This is a genomic window from Pseudoalteromonas sp. CO348, from assembly GCF_004208845.1.
GTDB classification, from domain to species: domain Bacteria; phylum Pseudomonadota; class Gammaproteobacteria; order Enterobacterales; family Alteromonadaceae; genus Pseudoalteromonas; species Pseudoalteromonas maricaloris.
In genome coordinates this window covers 190,330-207,885 of the sequence record NZ_SGPI01000033.1, presented here as the reverse complement: position 1 = coordinate 207,885, position 17,556 = coordinate 190,330, and the positions used below count along the sequence as shown (strand labels likewise).

13 protein-coding genes are annotated in these 17,556 nt (G+C 43.8%); all 13 read left to right on the top strand.

The annotated features are described in order from the left end of the window. The first annotated feature begins 92 nt into the window (after nucleotides 1-92). From EXT48_RS17535 to EXT48_RS17475, 13 genes are read left to right on the top strand one after another with little or no spacing between them, the layout of a single operon-like run. Nucleotides 93-1,370 carry a type VI secretion system contractile sheath large subunit gene (locus tag EXT48_RS17535; protein WP_130165185.1) on the top strand — a complete coding sequence of 426 codons (1,278 nt, stop codon included), beginning with the start codon at nucleotides 93-95 and terminating at the stop codon, nucleotides 1,368-1,370. Then, nucleotides 1,367-1,810, top strand: coding sequence for a type VI secretion system baseplate subunit TssE (gene tssE, locus EXT48_RS17530; protein WP_045989245.1), 444 nt, complete (start codon nucleotides 1,367-1,369; stop codon nucleotides 1,808-1,810). Before EXT48_RS17535 ends, tssE begins: the two co-directional genes overlap by 4 nt. Continuing rightward, nucleotides 1,803-3,620, top strand: coding sequence for a type VI secretion system baseplate subunit TssF (locus tag EXT48_RS17525; RefSeq protein ID WP_045989246.1), 1,818 nt, complete (start codon nucleotides 1,803-1,805; stop codon nucleotides 3,618-3,620). The genes tssE and EXT48_RS17525 overlap by 8 nt, the downstream gene beginning before the upstream one ends. Further along, entirely contained in the window at nucleotides 3,611-4,531 is a 921-nt protein-coding gene (locus EXT48_RS17520) for a type VI secretion system baseplate subunit TssG (RefSeq protein ID WP_130165184.1), read from the top strand. The genes EXT48_RS17525 and EXT48_RS17520 overlap by 10 nt, the downstream gene beginning before the upstream one ends. Before the next feature lie 14 nt (nucleotides 4,532-4,545). After that, complete coding sequence (gene tssH / locus EXT48_RS17515) at nucleotides 4,546-7,116, top strand: type VI secretion system ATPase TssH (protein WP_130165183.1); 2,571 nt, start codon at nucleotides 4,546-4,548, stop codon at nucleotides 7,114-7,116. A 37-nt stretch (nucleotides 7,117-7,153) separates the two neighbouring features. Then, on the top strand, nucleotides 7,154-7,843 hold the full coding sequence (locus EXT48_RS17510) for a transporter substrate-binding domain-containing protein (protein WP_239360112.1): 690 nt from the start codon (nucleotides 7,154-7,156) through the stop codon (nucleotides 7,841-7,843). Beyond that, nucleotides 7,844-8,656 carry a hypothetical protein gene (locus EXT48_RS17505; protein ID WP_045989249.1) on the top strand — a complete coding sequence of 271 codons (813 nt, stop codon included), beginning with the start codon at nucleotides 7,844-7,846 and terminating at the stop codon, nucleotides 8,654-8,656. It abuts the gene before it with no gap. Further along, nucleotides 8,641-9,153, top strand: a complete 513-nt coding sequence (tssJ, locus tag EXT48_RS17500) for a type VI secretion system lipoprotein TssJ (protein ID WP_045989250.1) — start codon at nucleotides 8,641-8,643, stop codon at nucleotides 9,151-9,153. The genes EXT48_RS17505 and tssJ overlap by 16 nt, the downstream gene beginning before the upstream one ends. A 2-nt stretch (nucleotides 9,154-9,155) precedes the next feature. Next, nucleotides 9,156-10,475: a type VI secretion system baseplate subunit TssK gene (gene tssK / locus EXT48_RS17495; protein ID WP_128727255.1), complete on the top strand. Its 1,320-nt coding sequence runs from the start codon at nucleotides 9,156-9,158 to the stop codon at nucleotides 10,473-10,475. Between the two features lie 2 nt (nucleotides 10,476-10,477). Further along, nucleotides 10,478-11,635, top strand: a complete 1,158-nt coding sequence (locus EXT48_RS17490; RefSeq protein WP_045989252.1) for a DotU family type IV/VI secretion system protein — start codon at nucleotides 10,478-10,480, stop codon at nucleotides 11,633-11,635. Next, nucleotides 11,632-14,994, top strand: a complete 3,363-nt coding sequence (locus tag EXT48_RS17485) for a type VI secretion protein IcmF/TssM N-terminal domain-containing protein (protein WP_130165182.1) — start codon at nucleotides 11,632-11,634, stop codon at nucleotides 14,992-14,994. The genes EXT48_RS17490 and EXT48_RS17485 overlap by 4 nt, the downstream gene beginning before the upstream one ends. Nucleotides 14,995-15,020: 26 nt before the next feature. Then, a complete protein-coding gene (locus tag EXT48_RS17480; protein WP_130165181.1) occupies nucleotides 15,021-17,033 on the top strand; it encodes a type VI secretion system Vgr family protein in 2,013 nt (670 codons plus the stop codon). Between the two features lie 8 nt (nucleotides 17,034-17,041). After that, a complete protein-coding gene (locus EXT48_RS17475; RefSeq protein ID WP_130165180.1) occupies nucleotides 17,042-17,545 on the top strand; it encodes a hypothetical protein in 504 nt (167 codons plus the stop codon). Nucleotides 17,546-17,556: the final 11 nt, after the last annotated feature.

Below are 17,556 nucleotides of genomic sequence, written 5' to 3'. Positions count from 1 at the left end.
TCAAGCGTTAAAAACACTAAGTGGAGCGAGGTATGCGATACCTCGTTTCACTTCTGCGTATTAACCGATTGATCGCTGGAATATTACTCCTCATGTCTAGGACTGAACACCATTCAAACAATGTTGCGCTGGTAAAGCACCTAATTGCTGATATTGACCGTTTGATCAGTGAACAGTTGTCTTTGGTTATGGCCCATCGCAAATTTACGGCATTAGAGGCGCGCTGGCGGGCGTTACATGAATTAGTTAATTTACCGGTCAACTATAAAACCGTCCGAGTAAAAATCTTAAATATTGCTTGGTCAGAAATTTCCCAAGATCTCAATATTTCTCCATCAGTCAAACAGGCTAAATTATACAACCTCATTGCGAATCGAGAGTTCAATACTATGGGGGGAGAACCTTATGGGTTAGTTGTGATAGATCACAACATTAGCCTTGATATCGATTATGCCAATGAATTTGACGATATTTACACGTTAGAGTTACTTGCTGAGTTGGGAGAGAAAAGCCTCTGTCCTATCGTCTTGGATGCTGATGAAGCTTTCCTCGGGGCGATAGGAGAGTCTTTTTTATGTGATACTGCGAAGATCAAACGAGTGCTGGCAGCGCACGATTTTGAGAGCTGGCATCGCTTGCGGGCTAAAGACAATAGTCACTTTATTGGCTTGGTTTTCAATAAAATAGGTTATCGTCGCATTTACCGTTTTCATCCTGCAGGGTTTGTGTTCGACGAAGAAGCCGATGACAATTTTCGTTGGGGAAACACAGCCACAACCTTTTTGAAAAACGTGATGATTGAGTTCAATCGCGTGCGCTGGTTTGGCTTTTTGAAATCTCGCAAGCTAGACGGTTCTGGTGGCAGTGCTATTAGCTACTATGGCGCAAAGAAAGATGACCTGCCAGTGGTTTTTAAAACTCGTATTTCAGCGAGTAATGCCGCCTTTATTTCTCAGCTTGGTTTGATCCCTATATTTCATAACCCATTAAATGAACGATACTTTTTTCAATCGAATAGCTCAATCAAAGTGGAAAATGAAACCGAAAATCGCTACCTGATCCAAACTACGTTGATGGTCAGCCGAATTGCACATTATCTCAAAGTACAACTTAGGGAGATGATTGGCTCTTCGATGGAAGCGCATGATTGCGAAAATCGACTTACCCATTGGCTTGAACAATACTGCTCGAACTCAATTGTTTCTGATGAAATGACGTTAGCGAAAATGCCACTCAAATCTGCGAAAGTCAGTGTTGTTGAAGAGTCCGGCGAATTTAAACGGTATGGCTGTCATGTTGACCTTGTGCCGCAATATCAATTCGACAGAGTGGCGAGTACAGTGAGTTTATCTACGGCGGTAGAGCGATGAGTTTTTTTAGTGCGTTTTACATGGATAGAGAAGACGTATCGGTCGACCAAGGTAACGAAGTGGTGCAGTCTATTCATCACAACATTGGCCTTATTTTAAAAACTGAAGCGGCATTTTTACACGACAGTGAGAGCGATCTGGTTAACCAATCCAGTATTTGTTTTGGCCTCGAAGATATCGCGCTATTTAGTCGGCTCAATAGTGGTGAGCAGATAGCGATGCGAATAAAAAATAAAATTAGCCAATTTGAGCCAAGGTTACACAGCGTTGAGGTCAATTATTTAGCTCAAGATGAGGAGAAGCACATCGCGAATACGATGCGCTTTGAGATTTCAGCGATGTTGTCGTTTGAGGGGAAAGAAGAGTTATTACAGTTTGATACGGACATCGACTTAACCCGTCTCACTGTGTTGATAGAGAACGAGAGCCAATATGATTAGCCGCATGTTAAAGCACTTTGAAGATGAATTAGCGAGCATTCGTTATGGCCTTGAGGGGTTCCGCAAGCGTTTCCGTAGAGAAGCTGAGCATATTAACCTCAATGATAAGGGGCAAGAAGATCCGAACGTAACCCGTCTCATTGACAGTTTTGCATGGGTGGCAGCGAAAAATGCCATGGAAATAGATGCTCTGCGCACACGTCATGTGGAAGAGTTTGCTGATATTGTCTCCCCAAATTTATTCAAATCACTGCCTATGGTGGTGCAAGCGCATTTTCAACCTAATGCGGATGACTTTAATAAGCCTGTGTTTTTAGACAAACAGGTAGAGGTTGAGCTTGATGTTATTAATAAAGGTGATGACAACACAACCGTGAAGTTGTGTAATTCTTTGCCCGTCACCTTTACGCCGATGACTGTTTCTCGTTTTAAGTTGGAGCAAACGCCGTTTCAACATGCTATCCCTGAAAATTTTGATAGCAAAGAGGCGCCTTATTGTCTGCGCGTCGAGCTATCACCGCTAAGTGGTGATGTTGATGTTCAGCAGGCGCTGACGCAACCAATTCAGCTGCATTTTAGTAATGAGTCGATAGGCCGAAATGTTGCCGACATTATTAACCAAGCGGTGAAGAAAGTCGCTATTTGTGTGGCGGATGACGAGTTTGCCTACGATATCGGTGAACACAATTTTCACCCTTTGCTCGCGGATGATGATTTTCTTATCTCACCAATCAAAAGCAATGAAATTCCGGTTTATTTTAAGCTCAAAGAGTATTTCTCAATCCCTGCTAAACGACAGTTTTTTATCTTGAAAAACCCTCATAAGATAAACGTCGCGCATGGCAAAAGTGTTTACATCGACTTTTATTTAAATGAGCTAGGCGCAGTGTTACTTGAAGAGAAAAACCTCTCGGTCAAAATCAATAAGACACTCTTTAGTAACTTATTTCATCAATCTTCGGAACCGGTGAGAGTCAACTATCAAGAGCTATCTTATCCCGTTATTGCAGACGCCAGTCAGCGTCATATTCAGATTTATTCAATCGATAAAGTTTACGTCGTAACTTCGGCTGGTCAAAAGGAAATCCCACCAGTGGTCGGCACGCAAACTGTTGATTTTCAGTCGCAACTATATTGGTCACAGAGCAATAAATTAGGCCATATTGAATCAGCAGATAAGGCCGCTTCTTTAGATGAAGTGAAGCACTTAGTGTTGCCAATCAATAAGGCGACCAAGGCTTACCCCAACGGGTTTACCGCATTTGCTGAGATCAGCTGTTACGATGCGCAGTTAGCCAACAAAATTCATGTTGGTAATCAAATCGTTGTAAACACAGAAGAAGCGCTAGCTGGGGAGTTTGAAGTCGGTGGCGTGACGATTCAACCCAGTAGCATGGTGACGGACGAGAAAAATTACTGGAGCTTGCTCAAGCTGATGTCCTTTAATTTATCTCAGCTGTTGCAGGCACAAGATGCGAAGGCTACCTTGATTGGTTTCTTAAAATTGTTTGTTAATGCCAATGCCACACACCAAGAACTCAATTCAATTTATGATGTCACGGCAAAAAAAATGAATGCCCCGTTTTTGGTTGAAAATCGCATGATCTTTGTACCGGGGATGTCGCTGACATTGACGCTCGATAACTCAGAGCTAAACGCGGATTTTTCGTTGTTTGCTGAACTACTCAATGACTTTTTAGCGGCGCAAACACCATTTGATCGCTGCAGTCAGCTAACAGTGAAATACACCAGTTATAACTGGCCAGCAAAGCGCTTTGAAGCACAGCTAGGAGCGCGCGTATGCAGTTAACGAAACGCTTATTTAGCAAAGTATCGTCGGTACTTCATTTTACGCGCTTACTGAGAGTCGCTGGGGCAAAAAAAATCAGCTTTAAACAGCACTTGTTTTCAGACACGTATGGTAAGCGAAAAATCGACTACCAAGAACTGGCTGATCAGCACTTTGTGGTCGATAGCAATGAAGCAACGTTATTTGGTGAGCGCGGCGGGTTACCTCATTTCATCCTAGACTGGCTGAAAGAGGCTTACTTACGTAATAATCGTGCGTACCTCCGGTTTTTAGCCATTTTCGACAATACCTTTGTTCATCAATCTTTAGAACTCAAAGCATTTGCATCTAAGGTGTTTCGTGCCGAGGCCACGACAACAGAGCAGCAACAGCGTCAGTTATTGCAAAGTTACTTCAGCTCGCTAACCGAAAATTACGAAACACTATCGATGATCCCAGCGACTTTGATTACGAGGGCTGAGCATTACTCTTTGAGTAATCTTCAGCGCTTGCTTAAGCATTATTTCCCCCATCCAATTCGGCTAGCGATGAGTGATATCGAGGTGAAGGAAATTCCCCCTGCTGCACGAAGTCGTCTAAGCGCTTGTCAACTTGGTAGAGGGGCTGTACTGGGAAAACAATTTGCCCAGTTAGGTAGAACCTTAAGGGTAACAGTTAGCTTTGATGATGCCATGGTTTTTTCAAAACTAGAGAAACAGGAAGCTGAACAGGTGGCGTTGTTAAGTGCCATCAAGTCACTTTGTTGCCACTACGTCAATCACGAGGTGGCGGTGGAAGTTGAAGCCGAATACATCGGAACAGTACCTTCTACTTTGGTACTCACTAATAATTATAAGGGCATTGTGCTTGGGGTAAACGCCAACTTAGCAAGGCGCAATGACGACCAGAAACGAACGGTAAGGGCTCTGTAGAGTTAGGGATAAATATGTCTCAAGTATCTATTTCAAAACTAATTTCTTATTTAGACAGTAATTTAAAAAATGCGCTGGAGTATGCCGCTGCAGATGCCATGAACAGCCAAGCTGGCGCCATTGAAATTGAGCATTGGTTCATTTCGTTACTGAAAGGACGTGATCCTAAGTTGCAACAGTTTCTTGAGTCGCAACAGGTTAATATTGCACAGTTTGTGCAAGAACTAGAGCATAAACTAGGTCAGTTGGCACCGAGTCATTCAGGACAGCCTACCATCAGCCCTGAGTTGATAGACTTAGTGAAGTCTGCGTGGTTGGTTGCGTCGGTTGAGTTTTCTCACAGTGCTGTTGCGGGGCTACATCTGTTACTTTGCATCTTGCAGCCTGATCCATTGTCGTTTAAGCAAAAAGAGTTTACTGCACTTAAAAATGTCTCTGTTGAGAGCTTAAAAGAACATATAAAAACGCTGTCTATTGCGGCGAAAACGCCAGCAAAGGGCGCAGCAAGTGCACCGCAGAGTGTGGTTACAGGGGCGTTAGACAAATATACCATCAATCTCACTCAGGCTGCTCAGGCAGGTGAGCTAGATATTGTTTCTGGGCGTGCAGACGAAGTTAGGCAAGCCATTGATATTTTATGTAGAAAACGACAAAACAACCCTATTTTTGTTGGTGAACCTGGAGTGGGTAAAACCGCCGTGGTGGAGGGGTTAGCGCAAAAAATTGCAGCGGATGAAGTACCTCCGGTTTTGTCTGGCGTGCAAATTCATTCACTGGATCTTGGTTTACTGCAAGCGGGTGCGAGCGTTAAAGGGGAATTCGAAAACCGCTTAAAAGACGTAATTAACGAAGTCAAAACTTCAGAAGTGCCCATTATTGTCTTTATTGATGAGGCACATACTTTGATTGGCGCAGGTGGTGCGGAAGGACAAAACGATGCCGCTAATTTGTTAAAACCAGCACTAGCGCGAGGCGAGTTTAGAACCATCGCGGCAACGACTTGGGAAGAGTATAAAAAATACTTTGAAAAAGACCCTGCACTGACACGTCGTTTCCAAGTGGTCAAAGTCGGTGAGCCGAACGCAGAAGATGCGTTGCAAATGCTGCGTGGTGTCGCAGAGTCGCTAAAGAGTCACCACAATGTGTTTATCACAGAGGCGGCGCTACAGGCAGCCGTTGATCTGTCTATTCGTTATTTACCTAGTCGAAAGCTCCCAGATAAAGCCATCAGTGTGCTAGACACATCGTGTGCTCGTATTGCCTTAACGCAAAACGCAAAACCTGCAAGTATCGAGGCAACAGAGCAGGGTATTCGCTATTTGGAGAAAGAGCTGGTAGCGCTGACAAAAGAAAACGACATGTTGGCGAACCAAGCAGCAGCCATAGCCGCAAAAGAACAGAAAAAGACTGAACTAGAAGCGCAACTGGTTACGTTGAATACGCAATGGGAAAAAGAAAAAGCGCTTGTATCTGAACTGGCACAAATCCAAGCGGGTGAGCAAGCGGGAGATTTTACGGCGAAATTGGCTGAACTCAAGTCGTTACAAGGCGAGCAGCCTATGGTTCATGCCATTGTCGATGAGCAAACTATTGCGGAGGTTATAGGCGCTTGGACTGGCATCCCAATTGGTAATTTAGTTAAAGATGAAGTGGCGAAACTACTGACATTAGAAACCGCTTTACATCAGCGTATTATTGGCCAAAAACATGCGCTACATGAGCTGTCAAAGAGTATTCGGGTCTCGCGTGCCGGTCTGACTGATAAACGTAAGCCAGTTGGCGTATTTTTGATGTGTGGCCCAAGTGGTGTGGGTAAGTCAGAAACTGCGCTTGCACTTGCGGATCAGCTTTTTGGTGGCGAGCAAGATATGACGGTCATCAATATGACCGAGTTTAAAGAAGCGCATAAGGTATCTATGTTACTTGGATCGCCTGCAGGTTACGTTGGTTATGGTAAGGGCGGTGTGCTAACCGAAGCGATTCGTCGTAATCCTTACTGTGTACTGTTACTCGACGAAATGGAAAAAGCGCACCCAAGCGTCCATGACATTTTCTATCAAATTTTTGATAAGGGCTGTATTCAAGATAGTGAAGGTCGTAATATCGATTTTAAAAATACCTTGATCATCATGACTTCTAACGCTGCTGACAGTGAAATTGTCGATTTTTGTAATGTCAGTGAATCTCGCCCTGATTTAGTGGAGTTGGTGGATAACGTACGACCTGCGCTACAAAGCTTTTTCAAGCCAGCCTTTTTAGGTCGTTGTAATATCATCCCATATTATCCTTTAAATACTGCGGAGTTAGCTGAGATCACGGGGATATCGCTAAAACGTGTTGCGCAAAAACTACAAGAAACCTATGGGGCAACATTAAATTATGATCAAGCCTTTGTGGATTATGTGGTTGCCAAAGGAAATGAACCGACCATTGGTGGTCGTGCCATTGAGCAAATAATCAATCGAAACCTGATGCCGCAATTGGCTGAACGCTGTATCGAACGGATCAGCTTAGGCGAACCTATCCGTGAAGTGGTGATCTCAGGTTCAGCGGATGTCTCGGGCTTTGAGTTAGCTATAAATTGATGAAATGATGCTAAAAACCAGACTAATACGAGGCCTTATGTTAGGCCTTACATTGTTTACCATGCATGTGACAGGCAAAGAAGTCGTACAGCTGGCGACGCATGATGCTTACCCCTATCACTATGTTGAAAATGAACTCGTGAAGGGTAACGTGATCAGGCAAGTTCAGTGTGCTTTTAGTCGAATGGAAGCTCCATATCGCGCAGAGTTTGATAGCTGGGTTGAAGCCGAGCTCAAGTTGCGTACTGGTAAACTCGATGCCATCTTTGCGGTTGCCCAAAGTGATGCTCGAATGCGTTACGGAACGCTTTCTATTCCGATGGCGAGAAAACACTTGTACTGGTATTTCTCTGGTGCTGAAATGGATATCAATGATAACAATCCGTTGTATAAGAAATATAAAGTCGCCGCTGAATTCGGCTCTGACGAGTGGTTTGATATCAAGCGCAAAGGTTATAACGTGCAAATGAAGCCGCGCAGTGGTAATGCACTATTAAAGTTGTTATTAGGCCATGAAGTCGATGCCATTTTAATAGATGAACATGAATTTGAGCATGAGTTGGCTAAGTTCAAGCTACAGAACACCAACTTTTCTCGACGTGAATATGGCACCATAGAGTTAGGTATATTGTTTTCAAAAGCCTTTTTAAAGAAGCGTCCAACCTTTCTAGAGGCGTTTAATACTGCTGCCTCGAATTGTATTGTTGCCGATGATAGGAAGTTATAGATGAATGCTGCAATGTTGCAAGTCACTGAGTGCCCTGAAGATGTTCGATTATTATCGAGAATGGCGACGGTTTCTCAATCCGGCGTGGTGCTCGGAGCGTCAATTGAATGTGATTTGATTTTGCCGCATGCCGAGCAAGAAACGCAGCAACATGACGTATATGCTCGCATCGAACAGGATAAAGATGCCAATCAACTACGGTTATATACAGAAGTTGAGGGGGTAAGTTTAAATGGTCGGCCACAGATCACCCACTCATCCTCCGTGCTTTCTGATGGTGACATCATTGTACTTTTTGGCTACACCCTATTGCTTTCCATGCAGTCGGAAATCGGTGAACCTGTTTTGGCCGCTGAAAAGCAAGAAGAGACTTTTTTTGATGTGATTGATGAAGTTGAATTTGATGCGAGTAATATTTTTGCCGATTTAGAGACTGAACTTGACCAAATAAACACGCAAAAAACGAGTCCTGAGCAAGAAGAATTTATAGAGTATAAAGCAACAGATATCGGCGCTCATGATACGCACAGTACATTAAATCAGGCTGCTATTGAGCAGAAACTGGATAAGTTATTAGAGGCGTCGCGTAGCCCTTGGCAGCAACAAAAGCAGATGTTGTTGATGTTGGATCAGGTGATGGATGAATTTCTAAAAGAATTCGATCCTCAGTTGATTGAAGACATGGTTGGCTCACCATCAAGGTGGAGTGGTAAGCACTGGGCGGCGTATAAAAATTACTACACAAGAAAAATGAACGAAGGACACTTTAAGCGTCAGTTTAAAGCGCTATTAATCGAATGTATGCAAAAGTAATCTTAGTCTCATTATTGATATGCTTAGCGGTTGGCTGCTCGAGTGCCGATCCGCTCCAGCGTTTCTCGTTGCCGATACAGTTGCAGCTGGAGACCAACGAAAAGCTCAATTGGGCCAATGAAGGTGCCAATCCGGTTGCTATCCGTTTATATCAGCTCACCAAGTCAGACCGATTTTCACAAAGTGAATTCATCGAGCTGTTTCAATCGGATACGCAAATATTGGCTGAGCAATTGATAGAGAAGCAGCGGTTATACCCAGTGATGCCGAATACAAAAGAGCAAAAGACAATTAAATTGCTTCCTGGAGTAAGATATTTGGCGGTATTGGTAGAATTTAGTGACTATCAGAAAGGGACGACAAAGGCCGTCGTGGAAGTGCCTGAGGACGTTTCTGAAAGTACAGTAATTTGGCTTGGGCTCCAAGGAACGACGATAAAGTTCTCGGTAATGCCACAGCAGAGCTGGATGGATAGTTTGTTTGGTTGGGGAGCATAGTTTTGAGTAATAAAATTGTTTGGCGAGAAGGTACCTTTTTATATCCTCAGCATTTTCAGCAGATGGAATCACACCTTGAAAACGTCACACAGCAATATAGTGCACTGACAACCAGTGAATTTGCACCGCATTGCGGTCTTGCTCAGCTGAGTATCAATGAAGGGTTACTAAAACTGGGTCAGTTTTCTGTGGTAGCGTGTGAAGGCATTCTACCCGATGGTCAGTACTTCAAGTTAGATCAAGAGGTCGCGCTGCACATTCCTGAAGGCACGATAGATCAAATGGTCTATCTGGTTGTGCCAGCCAATCTTGCTGGAAACAACAGCTTTGATAACGGGGCTTCTAGCTCTCGCTATAAAACCCAGTTTAATCGCGTTTTTGACTTTACCAATAACCAAGCTGCTGAACTTGAAATTGAAACCGCACGGTTAAACGTTGCGCTTAAGCTTGAGCAAGAAAACTTAGATGGTTTTGTCAAATTAGCGGTTGGTAAAGTGCTGGAGGTGGATGGTAATGGGGCTGTGATCATCGACCGCGCCTTTATCCCAGACTGCCTCAGCATTGGGGCTGCAGATATTTTGTTAGAGCGCGTGCGAGAACTCGACACTCTGGCAAATGCCAAAGTGAATCAGCTGCTCACACGATTACAATCCGTTGTTGATACACAAAGCAACAGCGCATGGTACAAAGAGCAGCAGTTGCTTACCGTGATCTATCATTGGCTACCTTGGCTTGAGGCAACCCAACGAACACAACATTATAAATTAGGCCGTTTCTATTTTGAGCTAAAACAGTTTGAGGCGGCGCTATTGAGTATCGATTTTGAGGTGCGCTCCCCGTGGACACCGCTTACGTTCGAAAGTTTATATGAAAAGTTTCATGGAGTATTGGCACGGATCAAAGACAAGCTGTCGATCACCCAGCAGCAAAATGTTATTGAATACACATGGGATAAGTCGCTTTTCGATAGCAGAAGAATGTTACTGGTAAAGGTGAAGCAACACGATATCAGCCAGACTAAACGTATGGTTATTGCGGTGACTAGTCCGCAAAGCCTCGCCAAAGAACTGTTCACAACAGGGTTTAAGCTCGCCGGTAACAAGAGCATCATTAATTGTATTAAAAACGCCACACCAGGCGTGCGAGTGAGTGCATTACCTTACGCTCCACCAGAGCTAAAAGAGCAAGGGTCGACGGAATATTTTCAAATTGATTTAGAAGATCCTCTGTGGGTGAAAATGGTGGATAACAAAGAAATGCTGGCGTTGCACATTGATGCCCGAATTCATGTCGATGACGTTAAATTATTTTTGATTAGCTAACTATGAGTGCAGCCAGTTATACGGTTAACCAATTCTCACTTGTTGATGAGAAAAATGCAGCGCTAAAGGACTTGCTAACGGAATTTAGTTGGCAGGAAGAGGCGTTATTGCAACTAAGCCTGCCGCTTCTTGCGATGGTTGAGTCTGTTTCTTCATTGGAAGATATCGCCGCGCTGGAAAATTTCAGAGCTAACCTCATTACCGAGCTCAAGAGCATTAAACAAAGAGGTCGGGAGCGAGCAGTATCACCAGCGCTACTGGATAAGTTGTGCTTTATTTGGGCGGCATTTTTTGACGAAAGGGTAAGCTATGGTTGTCAGTTGGATACGACACAGTGGCAAAACAAGACCCTAGTGAGTCAATTATTTGGTATTCGCAACAGTGGGGACACCTTTTTTAGCTTAGTATTTCAGTTGATGGAGTTTCCTAAGAAGCACTTAGCGTTATTAAAGATTTGCTATCTCATTCTACAGCTTGGCTTTAAAGGGAAATATCACACAGGTCATGTGACTGAGCTGAAAAAGTTAACCGCCGAGATCAGTTTTGCATTAACTGAGCTTGGGGCATTCAAGTTGAAGCTTGATACGAATACAACAACGGCTCCCAGAAAGTCATCTCGTAACCTAGGGCTATTTACCGGTATTTCACCATTGAGCTTTTGGTTAGCGTTTGCGGTGCTTCTAGTGGTGGGTTTATTTATCTATAACCAGTATTTCGGTGAGATTTATGAGCGCCAAAACCAAGAGTACAAAGAAATGGCGGGAGACACTTTTCAGCATATTCAGCAGTTGCAACCAAAGAAAATGTTTATTGAAAATGCAAGATTTTACGAAAGTGAGCAAATGCATGCATTAGAAACAGCAAAACCAACTGCGCAACCACAGACAATTGAGCAATCTAAAGCGCCCGCAGTTGCACCGGTTATCACAGAAGAGCCTATGACATTGTACTTGGTGCAAATTGGTGCTTTTAATAATATGGCACGCGCACAAAGTCTTAAACAAAAATGTGATAATAGCCGTTATCCACTCGTTATTGAGGAAGTGGGCGATAGCCAGTTTGTAGGTTTTATTGCAACAGGTTTTACGCAGGCCAAAGCGGTTAGTCAGTTTTTTGTGCAAAGCTGTAACATTTCACCTTATATCAAGGAGTATCAGTGAAGACTCCGTTAGTTCGCCTATGGATCGGTGCATCCTTCGTGTTATTGGCTGTACTACTTTTGGTACTTACTTTTTCGCTAGCGTTAGCAACACATTGGTATTGGCTGAGCGGACTGCTGGCGCTGGTTGGTGTGCTGGTGGTGTATGTGCCTAGTATCAATCGTTTTGTCATCGGCAAGTACCAAAGAAGAAACTTCTTTAAGCAGTACTCGACCCTATACAAGCGCATCGCAAAAAAACTGAAACTGAGCAGCAATGTTTATAAAACCGCATGGTATTTGGTGATTTCAGAGGGCAATACCAGTGACTCGTTCGCGCAATTTAATCGCGTTAAACTCAATGGTATGCCACCAAATATAGCGGTTTATCACGTTCAAGGGGCGTTGATTTGGCATGTAAAAGCAAAGGTTGAAGATCAACAACACTTCTTAGCTTGGCTGAGCTTTATTCGTGCAAAACAACCGTTGAACGGGGTACTGTTATTAAGCGATGCATTTAGTGTGATCCAGCGTTCGCAAAAGGCTAAACAAGAGTTTATTGCTGACTTTAAAGCGCGGCTCGAATCTATTTATCTGCGTAGTGGCTATCCCGTTCCCGCACACTTATTTCTATGTGGAATTAACAAGTTAGATGGGATAGCTGAAAGCTTGAATGAGCGGGTCGAGCTTGCTGATCTGTCCATTTACTTCTCTGAGCAGGGATTACAATCCTCTCATGCGCTCAATGAAGCATACGACTTACTGTTTAAGAAGCTATTTGCCAATAATCTACAACAAGTCTCGTTGCAGCTTGACGATGAGTTCAAGCGTAAACAGCTGCTGGGGCCGATGCAGTTGCAATATTTAAAGCTTGCCGTTGCACACTTTATCGATGAGCTGGCCGACTTTAATGGTCAGGTACTGCCGTATAAAATTGAGAGCTTCCACTTAGTTGAGTCTGAAAATGCAGAGCAGCGGGTAAACCTTGCAACGGCACATACGTTAATTGAAGTGAATCAATCTCTCCTACCGGTTGTTGCCGAAACCACGTTAAAACCTAAAGCAGAGATCACCAAGACATTCACAAATCAGGTTTTGCCGTTGGCACATTTAGCACCTGTAAATAGATGGAAGATTTGGCGCCACAGCGTTAGGCAGTTTTTAATGCTTTGCACAGGTGCAGGTCTACTCGCTGGAGCGGCTTGGGTAGGCTGGCAGGCCTATATCTATAACCAGTCGTTACATCAAGAGTTTAGCAAGTTACATCAAGATTATAAGTATATCTTAAACAAAGATGTGATTAGCTTTGATGAGTTAAGCTCCTTGGTTGAACCATTGGCATTGCTGCAGTCTGGTTATAGTAAATTTACTGAGGGGAAAGAAAACCAGCCTTGGTATGCGTTACCAATTCTTGCCTCGATTGATCGTGAAGAGCATTATCGTTCGCTATATCAACAGCAACTAGCTACCACGTTAGAGCCAACCATCAGCAAATACCTTGAACAAGAGTTGTTTGTTTATTTGGAGCTTGAAGACTATCTCAATGTCATCAATGTAAAGGATATTTATCAATCGTTTGCACTAGGTGAAAACAAAGGATTGGTTAAAAAACATTTGGCAGAATCTCTCGCACAGAGTGCTTTGCTTGATGAATCTCAAGTTCAAATGGTATTAAGTCTCGTTGATGACCTGTATTTCCTCGGCTATAACAAAATCGATATCAATGAAGAGCTATTGGCCTTAGTCGATAGCCAATTAGCGCTGCAAGATACCAACCAACTGATGTATGAGTACGTTAAGCAGCTTCCTGAATTTGCAAAGCTGATTGATATCAGACCAACACTACTCGCCAAACATAGCGATCATGTGAGTTTATTTGGGATCACTCGAGCTAAAACACAGTTTTTGGTTCCCGAGTTGTTTACACCTAAAGCACTGCAACAGCTATCGTTTTTGCCGGAGTCTGCGTTTATGCAGACGCTAGTGCAAGACAACCATGGGTTATTTCAAACTCCGCCATCCAAGCGTGAACTAACTCGCATTGGGAACTATATAAAGTTTAGCTATATTAATGATTATATTAGCTTTTGGAGACAGTACTACTCAGGTATCCACCTTGCTCCAGAGCTGTCGCTAGAGGTGTTGCTTTCCGAGTTAACCGAAAGCGAGCAATCTCCTTTGTTGCAGCTATATACCACACTTCGAGCCTATATCTATCTGCCGCAAGTGGAAGTGCCGAGCTTTGAAAAAGCCGATGCAATTACTGAAAATGCCCCGAAGAAGGTCGCAGCCAAAGCACAAAAAGCGCAGCAGTTAATTGATAAAGCTAATCAGAACTTAAATAAGCAACAGTTGTTGGAAATCGAGCGGGCAAAAGAGTTTAACGAAATTGCGGGTAAAATCCGTCAAGCATTCTCTGATAGCCCAATCCTAGTGCAAAGCGCTGAAACATTATCAAAGCAGTATCAAGCGTTTGTGGCACAGTTAAAAGCGCTGAAGGATTGGAAAACACAGGCGGACAGCACTGTGATCCCCGGGCTAAGTTATTTTCAGCAGCTACAAGACCCTAATAACTTCAAGGCCTTTTCAGGACTGTGGTTAACCCGTTACGACGAGCCTTTAATGGCAGAGCTGGTGGATTTGGTTTTGCGTGAAACTGCAACGCATGTAAAGCGAAAAGCATCAGAGTACTTACAAGAAAAGTGGCAGCAAGACGTCGTAGCGCCTTACCGTAAAAATGTTGCTATTTACTACCCATTTAATAAATCTGGGGAAGATCTTAAGCTCAGCGCACTGGCCGCATTTTTCGCGCCCAATAGTTCGATCAGTAATTTTGAGGAGCAGATCTTAGGGCAGTTTGTTTCGGTTGATGGCACGTTACAATTTCCGGTATTTGGTCGTCAGGCTGCGCTTTCACTATCACCTGCAGTCACAACATTTTTATCCACCTACGGCAAGCTTCAGCGAGAGCTTTACGGCCAAGATGGCAATCTTAAGCTGAATATTGTGGTTGCACCAAAGTCGATGTCTGCAGCCTTGAGTGAATTTACATTGCGCGTTGGTGAGCGAAAACTAACCTATACCCATGGTCCTTTGGTTGAAACCCAGTTTATCTGGCCGACAGATTTTACTGAGCAATCACTAGAACTGGTGTTAACCGATCTGAGCAACCAAAAAATGACGGAAACACTGGAGGGCGTCTGGTCACCCATGCGTCTGGTTGAGCGTTACCAACAACAAAATGGGCGAGATACGGTTGAGGTGAGCAATAAACAAGGTGCCGCTGTCGTGTTGAGCATGAAAGGTGCTGGCGATGAAACGAGTTTGCTAAACCCCGAGTTTTTCTCTCGGTTACTCGTACCCGATGCTGTTTTGCAGTGATATTACCCGTCGATTAAGGTGTGAACATGGAAACTTATATTGCAGGTGAAGTTAGCTACTTAGTTGCTAAGACAAGTAGCGGCAAAGCTTATCGCCTGAACTATTGCGATATTAATGATGCAGTAGATAAAGGCGTCTCTGCAGAAATTGAGTTAGTCACTGACGGCGATGATGTTTCAGATACGTTAGGGGACACAATGACCTTAAACTGGTATCAGGATGTTGCTGGACGACCCAATAACTTACTGGAATATCAGGCTTATGTAGTTGAAATTAATGAGCTTGATAGTCGTGCTGATACACTTCGTCGCTTCAAGCTAACGTTGAAATCTTGGCTATGGTTGCTCAGTTTTAATCGTACCTATCGGATCTATCAAGCTCAGTCTGCAAAAGACATTTTGTCAGATATCTTTGATACGGCAGGATTTAAAGGGATGTACCAGTTTGGCACTATGCCAACCGCTAAATTGGAATACTGTACTCAATATGATGAAACCGACTTGGAATTTGTGACGCGCTTAATGTCGCAATCTGGGGTTATCTTTTATTTCTCTCAAGACAGTGGCAAGCACACCCTGCAGGTTCATAGTGCAAGTTCACCACTCGATAGCAATAGCCAAGCTAAATTCGATCATGCGCAGGTTAAAACGGCAAAAAACTTGCTGCTACAGCGCTTTGAACCACAGCAAAAGCTGGTTAAAAAATCTCTGTCATTGGCAGGTTATAACTACACAAAAACGAAAGTAGAATCCGCCAAAAGCCAGCTCTCTAATTCAAGTGTCACGACGATAACCTCAAATAACTTTGAGCATGTAGCGTTAAATAGTGATAGTAACGACTTTAGTGATGTCAGCACGCTCGCGGCTCAACTTAATAGCGCAGAGCAAGCATGTGGTGGTGACATCGAGATGGAGACGGATGCAAACGTGGTGGTGGTGGGTAACAAGCTCACCGTGGCGACTCACGTTAATAGTCAACTCGAAGGTGACTATAATGTATTGGCGGTTAATCATCATATTGATGTGCAGCAATCAAGCCAAAGCGCGAGCTATCGCTGTGTGGTTCAGTGTCGCGATGAGGCGCTTCCGCTAACGCCACCTTATCCCAAAAAACCGTTGGCACGGGGTATTACGTCAGCGGTGGTGGTAACCGAAAGTGGTTCATTAGATAGCAAAGGCGAAATCAACCAAGACACGGATGGCCGAGTCAAAGTGCATTTCTACTGGGATACCACAGACGAAAAATCAACTAGTTGTTATTTACGTGTGATGCAGCAAACCGCGGGCAGCAAAGCGGCGATGCAATTTATTCCGCGCATAGGCGATGAGGTTATCGTAGATTTTATAAACGGTGATATTGATCAGCCAATCGTTATTGGTAGTGTGTTTAACAGCAACACGAAACCACTTTATCCACAAAAAGACGCGACGCAGTCGAGTATCAAAACAGGTTTGGCTGATGATACCGCGCATGAAATTTGCTTTGATGATAAAAAAGGCGAAGAGCTGCTTTCTATTACATCAGGTAAAGATCTCTCCATTACGGTTGCCAACAATGCCACGAGTTTAATCAACGCGGACGATAGTTTAACGGTTAAGAAAAACCAGACAACGACAGTTGAAGAATCACAAACCGTCTCGGTAACTAAAAATTACAGCTTAAAAGCAGATAAAATTGCGCTTGAAGGGGACACCGAGATTGAGCTGAAAGTGGGCAGTAATAAAATTACTATTTCAAGTTCTGGTATCAAGATAGAAGGTTCTGCCATTGAGCTTAAATCGTCTCAAGATACAAAAATATCAGCCATGAATCTGACAACCTCAAGCCAAGCATCTACCAAAATTAGTGCGACAGCAAACTTAGATCTCAAAGCAACCGCACAGGCAAACTTAGAGGGGACGGCTGGCGTTAACGTAAAATCGACCGCAATTGCTAAGTTAGAGGGAACGGCGGGTGCACAAGTCACCTCAACGGCGATGGCCAAACTGAGTGGTACGGCAATGGCTGAGATCAGCGGCGCATTGGTCAAAATTAACTGAGTATATTGATGACGAGAATTAACGAGCAAGTGCTAGAGCAACTCAAGCAAGCATCGATTGCGACTATTATCAGTCGATATCAGGCTTCTGAAGAAGCAAGCAAATTACTGGAACCAACATTAACCCCACGGCAGGCGGTATCGGTTTTACTAAAAGCTGATCTTGAGCGAGATGCAATTCAACTCGTCGCGCATGGCTTAGCGGTGATGAATGCTATCCGATGGGGGCTTCAGGTCGTGAAGGCCTCAGGAGGGAAATCAGATGATGAACTCAAGGTATTGAGTTGTGTCGAGGGGTGGTTGCAATCACCTAGTGAAACCCTGCGTATTCGTGCACAACAGCTCGCTGAGCGGGTGGGGCTAGACAACGCGTTTGGGTGGTTAGCTTACTCTGTCTTTTGGTCAGGAACAGGTTCAATAGTTGCGCCTGAGTTACCTGTGGTATTACCACCCGAAAATATGGTTGGCCATGCTATCAATGCTGCAATATTATTATCTATGATTGATCAATAATCTTGGAGCCT

Bases quoted from the DNA above. Each gene is read 5' to 3' on its own strand.
- EXT48_RS17520 (WP_130165184.1), top strand. From the start codon at position 3,611: ATGCAGTTAACGAAACGCTTATTTAGCAAAGTATCGTCGGTACTTCAT.
- EXT48_RS17505 (WP_045989249.1), top strand. From the start codon at position 7,844: ATGAATGCTGCAATGTTGCAAGTCACTGAGTGCCCTGAAGATGTTCGA.
- EXT48_RS17480 (WP_130165181.1), top strand. From the start codon at position 15,021: ATGGAAACTTATATTGCAGGTGAAGTTAGCTACTTAGTTGCTAAGACA.
- tssH (WP_130165183.1), top strand. From the start codon at position 4,546: ATGTCTCAAGTATCTATTTCAAAACTAATTTCTTATTTAGACAGTAAT.
- tssJ (WP_045989250.1), top strand. From the start codon at position 8,641: ATGTATGCAAAAGTAATCTTAGTCTCATTATTGATATGCTTAGCGGTT.
- EXT48_RS17535 (WP_130165185.1), top strand. From the start codon at position 93: ATGTCTAGGACTGAACACCATTCAAACAATGTTGCGCTGGTAAAGCAC.
- EXT48_RS17490 (WP_045989252.1), top strand. From the start codon at position 10,478: ATGAGTGCAGCCAGTTATACGGTTAACCAATTCTCACTTGTTGATGAG.
- EXT48_RS17475 (WP_130165180.1), top strand. From the start codon at position 17,042: ATGACGAGAATTAACGAGCAAGTGCTAGAGCAACTCAAGCAAGCATCG.
- tssE (WP_045989245.1), top strand. From the start codon at position 1,367: ATGAGTTTTTTTAGTGCGTTTTACATGGATAGAGAAGACGTATCGGTC.
- EXT48_RS17525 (WP_045989246.1), top strand. From the start codon at position 1,803: ATGATTAGCCGCATGTTAAAGCACTTTGAAGATGAATTAGCGAGCATT.
- EXT48_RS17510 (WP_239360112.1), top strand. From the start codon at position 7,154: ATGTTAGGCCTTACATTGTTTACCATGCATGTGACAGGCAAAGAAGTC.